Source organism: Schaalia dentiphila ATCC 17982 (assembly GCF_000154225.1).
In the GTDB taxonomy this organism is placed as follows: Bacteria; Actinomycetota; Actinomycetes; order Actinomycetales; family Actinomycetaceae; genus Pauljensenia; species Pauljensenia dentiphila.
In genome coordinates this window covers 625,288-637,305 of record NZ_DS264586.1, presented here as the reverse complement: position 1 = coordinate 637,305, position 12,018 = coordinate 625,288, and the positions used below count along the sequence as shown (strand labels likewise).

Here is a 12,018-nt window from a genome sequence, read left to right as displayed (position 1 = left end):
TATTACGGTCAGCGTGAGCGCTTACGCGCATTAGCCCTCGGCAGGCCCTTCTTTTGCCGTCGAATCCTCATCCGTCTCGAGCTTCTTGAGCGCCCGCACGCGGGCCCACAGGACACCCATCGAAGCGCAGCCGGTCGCCATTCCGAGCGCCGCCAGCGGCGGGCTCGCGAGCGCCATCTTCGTCAGCAGGGACGGGCCGGGGACGATCACGTTGCCCGTCAGCGACGCCCACACGGGCAGGACCACGTACGTGGGGAGCACCAAAATGAACCAGCTCGCGATCTGCGTGCCCGTGATCGACCAGCGGGCGCTCACGACGAGCACCGCGAACGCGATGCCCGCTCCGAGCGCGAGCCAGTGCATCGGCTCGAAGCCCTCGGTGACCCCCTCCAGGCCCATGGCCGCGACGTTTGTCGTGTCCGAGGGGGCCGCCGCGACCATCAGCGTGCCCGCCGCGACCGCTGCGGGAAGCGCTACCGTCGTCCCGAATCCGTGGCGGTGTACGCGGGCCAGAGGCACGCGCGTGCTCTTACCGGCGCGCACTCGCACCGACTTGATCGTCAGCGCGCACGCACCAAGCATGAGCGACATGCACACCGGGTACAGGCACCAGGACACACCCGCGATGACATCCTCGGCGCCCACGGATGACTTCATGAGAAAAGGAAGGCGCGCCACGCCGAAGAACTGGGCCACCCCCACGACGATCGACCACACGAAGGTTACGACCATGCCCGCGCTCGACTCCTCGCAATTGAGGGCGATGAGGGCCAGCAGCAGTGACGCGAGCGCCATGCCGATGAGTCCCTCGACCGAGGCCAAGGGCTGGCCGACCGAGGCCAACGCCTGCACGTCAACCATCGAGGACCCCAGGAACACCAGGGCGATCGGGGCGAAAACGAACGCAAACAACCCCGAGCGCAGGCGCGCGGAGAGGTTTCGATGCTGCAAAAGCGTCATGCCCCTAGTGTAGAGGGGTGAGTATCGAAGCCCTCGTCGACCCCGCACCCGCCGTGTTGTGCGCGGCGGCAGCCTGCCCTGACGTCGCCTCCGCCATGAACGAGGCCCACACGGCACTCGCCGACCTGCGCTTTAGTGAGGGACTGCGCCGAGGCTGGGAGGAAGCGCGCGCGGAGGCCGCTGTGCGCGAGGCCGCCGCCCTGTCCATCATCGAGGGCGCCCGCACGAGCGTCGACGACGTGCGTGCCCTGTCCATGGCTGACGAAGGGGGAGCGGCCTCGGATCCGGGGGCTGCCCTCGCGCTGGGGATCTGGCGCTCGCAGTGGAACCTGGCCTCGCGCTTCCCCGCGCTCAACACCCGCTCCCAAGGCGGTGCGCGCGTCGCCCCCACGCCCCTGCCCGCGCTGATCGCTGGACTGCACAGGGATGCCTGCTCGGGTCTCGTTGCCGCCGGCCTCGTCGAGTCGCGGTCCGTCGCCGTGCCCGCCGACCCGTCCCTGCTCGCGCCCGCCCTCGCCTACACGTGCTGCGATGCGCCCGGCCTCGCCGTCGCTGCCGCCCTGACCGCACATTTCCGTTTCCGGCGTGTCTTTGACCCGGCCTCGTCCGTCGTGGGAGGCGGACTGGCGCGCTGGATCCTCGTGACCCGAGGCGTCGACCCAACCGGTGTGTGCGTGCCCAGCGCCTACGACGCGCTCGATCCGGCGCGCGCGGGACGCGAACTCGCCGGGTGGGTGAGCGCCGACGAGGCCGGCCTGGCCCGGTGGATCATCCACTACTGTGCGGGAGTCGTCTACGGCGCCCAGGTGGGGCGCGACGTCGCCCGCCACGTGCAGGCAGGCCGCCTCTCCTAGGGCTGTTTCTCAGCGGCGCAGGAGCGCGCAGGCCGCCGCGCCCACGGCGACGCCGGCGATGAAAGGCACCGCGACCTTCGCGGGCGTAGGAACCTCGCGCGGCAGGACGCGCACCGTGGACGTGAACGTGAGGGTGGGCCAGCCTTCGCGCTGCGCCATCTCGCGCAGGCCGCGGTCCGGGTTGACCGCGTAGGGGTGGCCGACGAGGCGCAGGAGCGGCGCGTCTGACACCGAATCCGAGTAGGCCGAGCAGTCTGACAGGTCCCAGCCGCGCGCGCGAGCCAGGGCCTCGCAGGCATCCGCCTTGCCCTGCGCCTGGTTGAAGTGCGTGATCTCGCCCGTGAAACACCCGTCCTCGTCGACCGCTGCGCGCGAGGCGAGGACCTCGTCCGCCCCCAGCATCTGCGCGATGGGACGTACCACCTGCTCGACCGATGCCGAGGCGATGACGATGATGTCTCCCGCGCGCTTGTGCTGCTCGATGCGCGCGAGCGCCTGCGCGTAGCAGACGGGCTGGATCGTGCGCTCGAGCGCGTCCTCCACCGTTGCCTCAAGGAACGCGGCGTTCCAGCCTCGCCCCATGCGTCCCAGTGCCTGCGCCATTTGCTCCATGCGCGATTCGTCCGCGCCCGCGAGCAGGTAGGGCAGCTGAACCAGGACGGAGGTGAGTGCGGTGCGCCGATTCATGAGGCCGGCCTCGATGAACGGGCCGGACAGAGCCACGTTCGAGGACGTGTCCAGAATCGTCTTATCCAGGTCGAAAAAGGCCGCGCGTACCATTGCGTTTACTCCAGCGTTGGCTCAATCCACAGGGGTCCTCCATCGGACCCCTCTATGCACAGCCTCGCACCTCGGGTTGGCGTTGTCCACAGGGACGCGCACGCGGGTGGACCAGATTACCGGTGCGGGCGCATCGTCGTCTTATGAACGCCCATGTCGCCCCACATCGAGGAACCGTCGCCCTCATCGGACTCGTTCCACCCGACCTCGACGGCGTGCGCAATGCCGTAGTGCTCGCAGGGGCGCGCGTGTGCTCGAACCCGGGCCAAGCCTCGTTAATCCTCGCCTCCGCGTCGGCTCCCGTGCCCGAGGGAACACCCTGCGTGCGCGTCGGGCAGGGCGGTCAGGTGAGACTACCGGTGGACACCGCGCTTCTCGTGTCCCTCATTGCCGAGGCATCCTCCCGCACGCGACGATCGGGTGCGGTGTGGGTGGTCGCCGGGATCGCCGGCGGGGTTGGGGTCACCGGCATTGTGCGGCTGCTGGCACGCGAGCGCGGGAGTCGTCGGAGTGTCCGAGGGGGTGTGCGGCGCGGGGAGCGCGGTGCCCGCCGAGCGAGGTCTGGCGAAGCAGTCGTCGTCGACGCATCCGGGTCCGTGCCCGGTGTCGCGCTCGCGGCTGACCATGATGTGCCCGGCGTACGCTGGGCGGATCTCGACGCATCCGAGGACTCCTATCTACCGTCGCTGCGTGAGCACCTGCCCGTCGTCGGGGGCGTGCGGGCCCTCGTCGGGGACTCCCGAGGCGGTGCCGCCGCCGACGATCCCCGCGTGGTCGCCGCGTGCCGATCCCTCGACGCGCCCCTTATCGTGGACGCGGGCCGATGGGACGAGCGAGCCGCCCGATGTGTGTCCGCGATCCACGCCGACGCGCTTATCGTCGTGACCCACGGGGACGTGGAGGGGGCCGCCGCACTGTCAGCGACATGCACGGCGGTTCCCCCTCCATGTCCCGCGATCACGCTTGTGAGTGCTGGTGAGCGTTGGGGAGCCGGTCTGCGCGCGTGCGCCCCCGGTTCCATCCTGCGCGCCCCAACGCGCCCCGGGCGGGACCTGCGCGGCCTCATCCGCGCCCTCGAATCCGCCTCCACCGCGTGTGCAGGCGGGGCCGTGTCGTCACCGGGCGAGCTCCTCGCGATCGAGGCGCGCCATGCGTGACGCGCTGCGCCTGCTCGCCCGCGGTGAGGACCCCGCTCGTGCGGCCGCCGCGTCCGCGCCGCCTGGCTGCGGAGCCGCCGCGGTCACCTCCACCCTGGAGACCCTACGCGCCCGGCAACGCGGCATGGACCCGCCCCTCGCGAGCCTCCTCGACGACCCAGCCGTCACCGACGTCCTCATCAACGGCACTCAGGCGTGGGTCGATCGAGGAGGCGGCCTCGTCCGCGTGGACGCCGGTATCAGAGACGAGGCGGACGCCCGCCGCGCCGCCATCCGCCTCGCGAGCGCCAGCGGCGTGCGCCTCGACGATGCGCGCCCCATCGCGGACGGCACCCTGCCCGGGGGCGTGCGCCTCCACGCGGTCCTCGCGCCCGTGTCGGGATCCGGCACACTCATCTCCCTGCGCGTCCTTGGCACCCGTCGGCTGGGCATCTCGGATCTCGCGGCCTGTGGGACTCTGCCCGGCGCGGTGGGGACGCTCCTGCGGGCCCTTGTCGCCTCGCGCGCGAACGTCCTCGTCAGCGGGGCAACCGGAAGTGGGAAAACGACGCTCCTGAGCGCCGCGCTCGCCCTTGTCCCCGCTGGTGAGCGGATCGTCTGCATCGAAGAGGTCACAGAAATCGCGCCCGCTCATCCGCACTGCGTGCACCTCATCGAGCGCGCCCCTAACGTCGAGGGGAGGGGCGCGGTCACCCTCGCCGACCTCGTGCGCGCGGCCATGCGCATGCGCCCCGACCGCCTCGTCCTCGGCGAGTGCCGAGGCCCCGAAGTGCGCGACGTCCTCACCGCCCTCAACACCGGGCACGACGGCGGTTGGGCGACGATCCACGCCAACGGGGCGCACGACGTGCCCGCACGGCTTGCCGCCCTCGGAGCGCTCGCCGGGATGAGCGAGCATGCCGTCGCCGCCCAGGCCGCCAGCGCCATCGACGCCGTCCTCCACCTGCGCCGAGCCCCCTCCGGGCACCGATGGGTGTCCGAGGTCGGGGTCCTCACGCGCGCTCGCGGGTCTCTTGAGTGCGCTCTCGCGCTCAGCGCCACCGCCGATGGCTGCGTCACCACGCATGAGGTATGGGCCTCCCTCGCCCGACGGGTCGGGCTATGAGGGCGGGCTGGGATGCGTTCGCGGACTGCCTCGGCCTTGGCGATCTGGCGGCGGTCAGCGTGTTCGTTATAAGCGTGGTTGCGTTGTGTTGTCAGTGTTGTGTTGCGGTGTATCGGGGAGCGCGTGAGAAGCGCATCGCGCGCGCATGGGCGCGGCCGACGTGCGTCCGTAGCCCGGGGCGCGAGGCCCGGGGGCGGTGGGGTCGGCTAATCCCCGGGCCGGGAAGATCCGCGCGCCACCGAGGCCGCGCACAGGGCCCACCCACCCCGCGCGAGCTCTCCCTCCTCGTCGCTGAGGTTGCGACCCGTCTGCGCGCGGGAGCCCCCACCTCCCTTGCCTGGGGCCTCGCATTGGCGCGCATCGATGCGGGAGGGAGCGTCGGCGTGGATGATTCCTACCCTGCCGTCCTCGACGAGTGGGCGCGCGCGCCGACGCGCTGGCGCTCCCTGCGCAGAGTAGAAAGGGCACCGGGAGTGGCCGCATCCCGTGTGAGCGCCGCATCCGTCGCCCTCGCCTGCCGATTCAGCCACGACCTCGGAGCGCCCCTCGCCGACGTTCTCGACGCGATCGGCAGCGCGATAGACGACGCGCAGGCGCTCGAGGAGGCGCGTCGCGTCGCCGCCGCCGGCCCGCTCATGTCCGCGCGTGTCCTCGCGGCCCTTCCCCTCGTGGGGATCGCGTGCGCGCTCGCGTTGGGGGCATCGCCCTGGCAGTTCTACATGGGAGGAGCAGCGGGGCGGATGTGCGCCTTCGTGGGTGTGGCCGCGTGGGCGGCGGGCGTCGCCTCGTGTCGACGGATCCTTGCTCGGTGCAGGCGCGTCGAGGAGGGGATAGACGGCGCGCTTGCCTGCGACCTCGTTGCCTCCGCCCTGGCCTGCGGCGCGGCAATTCCCCGCGCTCTCGACGCATTGGCCGACGCCAGTACCACCGAGGCACTGACGTGGGCCGCCGCCTCGCTGCGGCTCGGGGCGACCTGGGCGGACGCATGGGAGGACACCCCCGAGTGGAGCCATCCCCTGCGTGATGCGCTTGAGGCCTCGTGGACCAGCGGAACCTCCCCGGAAACGCTGCTCGCTCGCAGTGCCGCGTGGGAGCGTCGCTCCCGCCTCGTCGATGCGAAGGCGCAGGCCGAGGAGCTGAGCGTCCGCCTTGTCGGTCCGCTCGGCGTCTTCTTCCTGCCCGCCTTCCTGTCCCTGGGTATCGCACCCCTGCTTGCGCATCTCGTGGGAGGAATCGGCGTGTAGGCGGGTTATCCACAGGGGTTGCGGGGCCTCGTTGGTTATCCACAGGGGTGCGAATCCGCCTGGAAACGTGGGACGGTCCCGCGCACACTGGCCCTGCGCGCGACCGCGCGCAACGGAAGAAAGGACAGATCAATGACGATCATCGACAGAATCGACTGCGCAGCCACGCGCGCTCAGCTCATCGCGATGGCGGCCGTGCAGGAGGGAGTTCGGGCCCTGCGGCCCCGGACCACGGCCGAGCCCACCGAGGGGCGCGACCCCGAGGAGGGCGCGACCACCGTCGAGTACGCGATCGGCACCATCGCAGCCGCCGGATTCGCGGGCCTGCTCATCGTAATCCTCAAATCGGACACGGTGCGAGCCGCCCTCGAATCCATCATTCAGGAGGCGCTCAACACCCGATGAACAGCGACGAGAACGGATACGTCACCGTCGAACACGCCATCGGTTTCGTCGCCGTCACCCTCGTCGTCGGTGTCATCGTCGCTGCTGCTCAGGCGGGGATGACCGGAACATCCCTGTGTCAGGCGGTGCGCGAGGGCGCGCGGGCCGCCTCCATCGGGCAGACCGACCCGCAGGGAGCGGCCTCGGCCTCCTACCCGCCCGGATCCTACGAGGTGACACGCACCGGCGGGTGGGTGAGCGTCACCGGCACCGCCCCCTACCGAGGGGCAGCCGGCTGGGTCGGGGGCATCGCCCGATGCTCGGTGACCACCATCGACGAGGGGGACCTGCCGTGACGCTGCGATCACGAGGTAGGGTGGCGGCTGTGTACCGAGGTGAGCCTGTCGTGTATGGGCGTGCCGGCGACCGTTCCGACGAGGAAGGGTCGGGGACCATCAATTCCGTGGGGCTCATCGTCCTGGCCCTTGTGCTTGTGGTGGTCCTTGGCGGTGTTGGCGTCGCCCACCGCGAGCGGGTGCGCCTGCAGGCCGTCGCCGACCTGGCGGCTCTGGCCGGGGCAGAGCAGTCAGCAACGGCCGGCTGGGAGGACGTGGGGGAGCGGCCATGCGGGGCGGCCTTCGCCGTTGCTGAGGCGAATGGCGTGGGCGTTCAATCCTGCGAGGTGCGTGATCTCGACTGCCTGGTGGTCCTCACGCAGCCAGTAAGAATCGCCGGTTATTCAACGAATGTGAGTGCTCGGGCGCGCGCCGGACCCGAGCGGTGAAAAATTCACAGGAAATTGCCAGGTTCGTTCAATGGTTCCCACAGGTGGGGTCCGTACACTAATAGTCATCAAGCCAAGGGCGACACCCACAAAGGGTGAGCCGAGAAAGGGAGCGCATCAGAAGACTTGCACTGTGTTGATGGGATACTCGAAGGGGTCGGCCTTATGGCCGGCCCCTTCGAGTATGTGCTGGCGGGTTTCGTGCACTGAGCGCATTCGGCCCGAGCGATGTCACGGATGCGGGGTTATAGGACACTGCGTGTTGCTGGTAGCGTGACTTGTCAGCGCCGACGGCGCGGCCACCGCGTGCAACGAGAGGTGGGACCCTTCGGGGTCTTGCCTCCGTCGTCTCCCTGGGCATATAGATAGAGGGCGTCGGGATGCCTGCGAGTCGTCAGGCCCCGCTTCTGTTTCTGTGAACGCGTCCTGCGCACGTGGGCCCGATGACCTGCGCCTGGGCCCTCTTACCCGCACGCGGGCCCGATGACATGCACCCGGGCCCTCTTACCCGCACGCGGGCCCGATGACATGCACCCGGGCCCTCTTACCCGCACGCGGGCCCGATGACATGCACGTAGGCAGCCCCGCCCAGGTGCACATCTAGGGGTTTACGTGCGTATCAACGGGTTAACGCGCACGTTGAGGGGTTCGTGTGCGAGCAGCACACCGAGAGTGACACCGAATCCGCCAAAGTACAGACCCATTCATCCAAAACGGCCTATTTTTGGCTGTTGTGACCCAATGGGTCTGCACTTTGGCGAGCACACCACCTCACGTTGCGGCCTCACCACCACCAAACGGGGGAAATTGCACGACACGAGGGTCACCATGCGCTGCGTCAGGCGGTGATCGCACCACCAAATGGGGGAAATAGCGTCATTAGAACCGCGACACGCCGGTGACACGCGGCCGGAGAGCTTCATGTAGTGCAAAATCCCCACCATGTCCCGAGCCTTGACGTCCCCAATGCACGGAAGGCACCAGCATGGAGCACAATGAAACCGACAGCACCACTGCACGCCTCCCCGAGGCCGACCAATGAAACCAACAGCACCATTGCGAGCCCACAACACCCGGAAAACCAGCATTTTCCCCACGCAAAGGCGTCACCGGTTTCAAGCCCGCACCCACACAGACCTGCAAAGGTGTCACCGGTTTCAAGCCCGGCAACGCGTCGCACCGAATAGGCAAGCAGTGCACCCGCTCGCACACCATTGCGCTAGCTACTAGGCAGTGCATACTCCCGTAAGTAGCGCAATGCCGCGAGGAACAAGCGCGGTTATAGAGATGAGTCTTCATCCCCCAATTCCGCATGCAATTCGATTGGATGAAGTTTCAGCAATGCCTGAAAGTGGCGCACTTCCAACAATGCAAATTCAATGTTTGAAAGAGTCGCGGGGGAATTGCATGCGAAATTGCTGGTTGGTAGCCATAGCTAGGCATCAAGCGGACACACCAAACGACGCCCCGCGCCCCCGTGGGCTTACTTGCCGTGGTAGCGCGGGCTGGTCCCCAGGTGAGTGGGGTAGGGGTTTCGGCTGTCGCCGATCTTGTTCTCGTCCAGGCCCCGGTATATGTAGGAGTTGTCGTAGGCGATCTCAAAGGGAGAGACCACACCGTCGGTGTACTGCTTAACCTCGTCGGGCGTCGGACTGGAACCGCCGTCCTTGACTGCCAGAGGATTCTCATCCGGATACTGGCTGGGGTCCGTGTTGACCATTGCACCGGGCGCAACACCGCCGTAACCCGTGTACTTGTTCCACGTGTGGTCCGGGTTGGTCCCCGTGTGAATGAGAAGCTGAAGGAGCTGATTCGTGGTGGCCTGGGGCCACTTCTGGCGGGCGAGCGCGAGAGAGCCAGCGACGAGAGGAGTCGAGACGGATGTGCCGTTGACCTCTTCAAGCTGTCCGTTCGAATAATTCCGCGCCTTCAAAGGACCTCCTACAGCTGCGCTGACGACGCCTTCGCCCCATGAGGAGTAATCTTGGAAGTTCCCGTTGATATCAATGGCAGTTACGCCGATGACACCGGACCATTTTTCGTAGGTGACATCCGTTTCGTTCTTTGCATCATTACCGGCGGCCGCGGTGATGATGATCCCCTGGGATATTGCTCGTGCTATTGCCCACTTGAGAGGAGTCGTTCCAGCCTTGTTAGACGATGAAATACTGATGATCTGAGCGCCGTCATTAATCGCAGTATTGATCAGCGATGAGGCTTCATTCTTGTCAATACCAGAGACGCCCGAACAATCTGAGCCAGCTGAGTCATCGGAAAAAACCAATCGGTATGAGAGGATTTTTGCATCGGGAGCGATGCCGTAGTCGTGCGCCACGAGGAGGGCGGCCATGGCGGTACCGTGGCTGATGGATGCAGTTGAAGACGTCACCGTGCAGGGCGATTTATCGGTGATGTCGGCACCCGCCAGCTCGGGCGCACTGGTGTCGACCTCGCCGTCCAGGATTGCGATGGTGACTCCCTGCCCGGTGTAGCCCTTCGCGCGCGCCTGGTCGAGGTGGTAGTACGCGAAATAGGGCTGGTCGGCGGCTGTGATGGTGTCCGCCGCATGGGCCGGGCCGGAGGGTAGTGCGGTGGCACCCGTGGCGAGCGCCAGGGTCGAGGCCGCAACGCCAAGCAGGCGTGCAGTGCTGTTCGTGCGTGTCACCATTGGCGGGGATCCCATCCGTCGTCCTTGCGAGGTACAGGGGCGATGTCCTTGTCGGACCCGTAGGTCTGCGACATGGGGTTCACGTAGCCCTCGGGCAGCTCGTCCTCATCGTCCTCAAAGCGGAACGGCGTGTAGCGGCGTCGCTGGGCCTTCTTCTCGTCCCTCTTTCCTCCGGCGCCAGCGCCACCAGCGCCCATGAAACCGCCGGCTCCCTGGGTGCGACCGCCGGCCGTGGAGCTTCCAGCGCCATTCGCGCCGGACGCCCCTGACATGCCCGTCACTCCAGAGGCTCCGTTGGCACCAACCCCCGTCGCACCCGCAGGAGTTGGCGGCGTGTACTTGCCGAATCCGGCACCGGAGTAGGAACCGGTACGCAGGGCAGCTGAAGCAGCCGATCCTCCGGCTCCCGCTCCACCGGCTCGACCCATGCTGGATGCGGCAGAACCCATGCGAGCGGACCCGCGAAGGCCCAGTGCCCCTGCGCCGAGCATACCGGTGCCGCCGAGGCGACCAGCCGTCGACGATTCGCTGGCAGGGCCACCGTTGAGACGCCATAGAGGGTGATCGCGATCGACGGGAGAAGCGGGAGTATGACCGCCGATGACGCCGTTCGCGTGACGGTCACCGTTGACGCGCGTGTGCAGCAGGTCAATATCCATCAGGTCCTGCGGATCGGTGACGGGGTTCAGACGGGATCCAAGCTCTCCTTCGGAGATGTATTGGTTGGGAATGCGCTTCGAGGACATGATGCGGTCGCTGATCGGACCGCCCTCGTCGTATCCGTCCGCGTACAGGCCCGATCCTTGACCCCGAAGGTCGGAACGGCCGTAGTCGTCATCGCGGCTGGCCCCGTATACGCCTGCCTCGTGGGGTGAGACCCACATGTTGCCCTGGCTTAATTGATTCGACACGGATGGGCTAGAGGGGCCTGGGTGGGAAGGAAAATACCTATCATCAATACCGTCCTTAATCTCCTTAAGCTCCTCCGTGTGCGCGTGCAACTGGTCGGCGAGCTTCTGCGCCTCGTCGTTGACACGCTGCAGGATCGCCGTGGCTGCGGCCTCGCGCTGTGCGTTTGCCTGCGCCTCGATCGCGTCCACGTAGGCAGCGCCGGTCGTGGCGATCGTGTTGATGGGCTCTCCGAATGGACCCATGTGCTTTGCGACCGGAATGACGACCTGAGCAAGATCCCGCATTGACTCGGTGGCCTTGTCCAGGAGGGTTGGGGACAGGAGCTTTGCATCCTCGGCGGCGTGCATCAGCAAGCGTCGACCCTCGACGTAGTGCTCGGTTCCGGTCACGTACGCCTGTCGTTCGCTGCTGTAGCGTTTCTGCGCCTGATCGATCCAGCCGTCAATGGCCTCGCCCGTCTGTCCCTCGAATCCCTGGTATTCCTTGAAGTGGGACACGCTGGCGCTCATCATGCCTATTCCGGCAATGATCGTGGAATGTTCGCAATCGTAGCCGCTGAGCTTGTGGGACTCCTCGACTCCCTCAACGAACTTCATGAGGCGGTCATACATGGGGCTGCTCACCATGGTCTGTCTCCTATCGTGCGTCTCGGCTCAGAACTCTGTCTGTGCTTCCTGGGTGGGCGCGCCATTGGTGCCAGCCGTCGTCGCGGGATCGGTGCTCGGTGCTGACCCCCCGGCAGGTGACGCGGAGGGGGGCGTCGGTGACGTGTAGACCGACGGGTCCCCCATCGAGTCGCGAAGCGCCTTCAGCTCGTCCCCCGTTGCCTGCTCAACGGCGGCAAAGTCCTCGATCGCCTGATCGACATTGCGCCCGAAGGAGCGGAGAGTGTCGCGCTCGTTAGTGGCGATATCACCGCAGGCGCCGAGGAAGGCGATAAAGGCGTTCCGCAGTGCCTGAGGGCCCGCCTCATCGGTCCAAAAGCGCTCGTTTTGTCCGTCCGTAAGGCGGGCGATTGCCTCGGAGCTGGAGGCTATTGCCGCCCCCCCGTGCTCGACATCCTGCCGAGTTTGGGCATGCTTGTTGGAATCGAAAGCGACGTCAGCCACGGCGCACCTCCTGCGTAGCGAGTCCGCCAAACACGTGTCCTGCGGAATAAAATGAGACGCT

12 protein-coding genes are annotated in these 12,018 nt (G+C 67.2%); 7 read left to right on the top strand and 5 right to left on the bottom strand.

The features are described from left to right. Nucleotides 1-30: 30 nt before the first annotated feature. Complete coding sequence (locus ACTODO_RS02690) at nucleotides 31-960, bottom strand: hypothetical protein (protein WP_003791125.1); 930 nt, start codon at nucleotides 958-960, stop codon at nucleotides 31-33. 17 nt (nucleotides 961-977) lie between these two features. Here ACTODO_RS02690 and ACTODO_RS02685 point away from each other — a divergent pair, with 17 nt between their 5' ends. Continuing rightward, nucleotides 978-1,814 (top strand): Fic family protein, encoded by an 837-nt coding sequence (locus ACTODO_RS02685; protein ID WP_003791124.1) that lies wholly within the window; start codon nucleotides 978-980, stop codon nucleotides 1,812-1,814. Nucleotides 1,815-1,823: 9 nt separating this feature from the next. On the opposite strand, the gene ACTODO_RS02680 is transcribed toward ACTODO_RS02685, so the two are convergent. Further along, nucleotides 1,824-2,594: an HAD family hydrolase gene (locus ACTODO_RS02680; protein WP_003791122.1), complete on the bottom strand. Its 771-nt coding sequence runs from the start codon at nucleotides 2,592-2,594 to the stop codon at nucleotides 1,824-1,826. A 143-nt stretch (nucleotides 2,595-2,737) separates the two neighbouring features. Between ACTODO_RS02680 and ACTODO_RS02675 the strand changes: the two genes are divergently transcribed. The 6 genes from ACTODO_RS02675 (at nucleotide 2,738) to ACTODO_RS02650 (ending at nucleotide 7,268) form a co-directional block, all read left to right on the top strand. Beyond that, complete coding sequence (locus ACTODO_RS02675; protein WP_003791118.1) at nucleotides 2,738-3,751, top strand: CpaE-like family protein; 1,014 nt, start codon at nucleotides 2,738-2,740, stop codon at nucleotides 3,749-3,751. Beyond that, complete coding sequence (locus tag ACTODO_RS02670) at nucleotides 3,744-4,856, top strand: TadA family conjugal transfer-associated ATPase (protein WP_003791117.1); 1,113 nt, start codon at nucleotides 3,744-3,746, stop codon at nucleotides 4,854-4,856. Before ACTODO_RS02675 ends, ACTODO_RS02670 begins: the two co-directional genes overlap by 8 nt. Nucleotides 4,857-5,239: 383 nt before the next feature. After that, on the top strand, nucleotides 5,240-6,100 hold the full coding sequence (locus ACTODO_RS02665) for a type II secretion system F family protein (protein ID WP_244262499.1): 861 nt from the start codon (nucleotides 5,240-5,242) through the stop codon (nucleotides 6,098-6,100). Between the two features lie 132 nt (nucleotides 6,101-6,232). Continuing rightward, on the top strand, nucleotides 6,233-6,505 hold the full coding sequence (locus ACTODO_RS02660) for a DUF4244 domain-containing protein (protein ID WP_003791112.1): 273 nt from the start codon (nucleotides 6,233-6,235) through the stop codon (nucleotides 6,503-6,505). After that, the gene (locus tag ACTODO_RS02655) at nucleotides 6,502-6,840 is read left to right on the top strand and encodes a TadE/TadG family type IV pilus assembly protein (protein ID WP_003791110.1); all 339 of its coding nucleotides are present in this window, start codon (nucleotides 6,502-6,504) and stop codon (nucleotides 6,838-6,840) included. Before ACTODO_RS02660 ends, ACTODO_RS02655 begins: the two co-directional genes overlap by 4 nt. A 50-nt stretch (nucleotides 6,841-6,890) precedes the next feature. Next, the gene (locus tag ACTODO_RS02650) at nucleotides 6,891-7,268 is read left to right on the top strand and encodes an Rv3654c family TadE-like protein (RefSeq protein WP_034512586.1); all 378 of its coding nucleotides are present in this window, start codon (nucleotides 6,891-6,893) and stop codon (nucleotides 7,266-7,268) included. A gap of 1,483 nt (nucleotides 7,269-8,751) precedes the next feature. Here ACTODO_RS02650 and ACTODO_RS02645 read toward each other — a convergent pair. The 3 genes from ACTODO_RS02645 to ACTODO_RS10295 are packed head-to-tail and all read right to left on the bottom strand — an operon-like array spanning nucleotide 8,752 to nucleotide 11,957. Next, complete coding sequence (locus tag ACTODO_RS02645) at nucleotides 8,752-9,951, bottom strand: S8 family peptidase (protein ID WP_034511877.1); 1,200 nt, start codon at nucleotides 9,949-9,951, stop codon at nucleotides 8,752-8,754. Next, the gene (locus ACTODO_RS02640; protein ID WP_003791104.1) at nucleotides 9,930-11,474 is read right to left on the bottom strand and encodes a hypothetical protein; all 1,545 of its coding nucleotides are present in this window, start codon (nucleotides 11,472-11,474) and stop codon (nucleotides 9,930-9,932) included. The genes ACTODO_RS02645 and ACTODO_RS02640 overlap by 22 nt, the downstream gene beginning before the upstream one ends. A 27-nt stretch (nucleotides 11,475-11,501) precedes the next feature. After that, nucleotides 11,502-11,957 carry a hypothetical protein gene (locus ACTODO_RS10295; RefSeq protein WP_003791102.1) on the bottom strand — a complete coding sequence of 152 codons (456 nt, stop codon included), beginning with the start codon at nucleotides 11,955-11,957 and terminating at the stop codon, nucleotides 11,502-11,504. Between the last annotated feature and the right edge of the window lie 61 nt (nucleotides 11,958-12,018).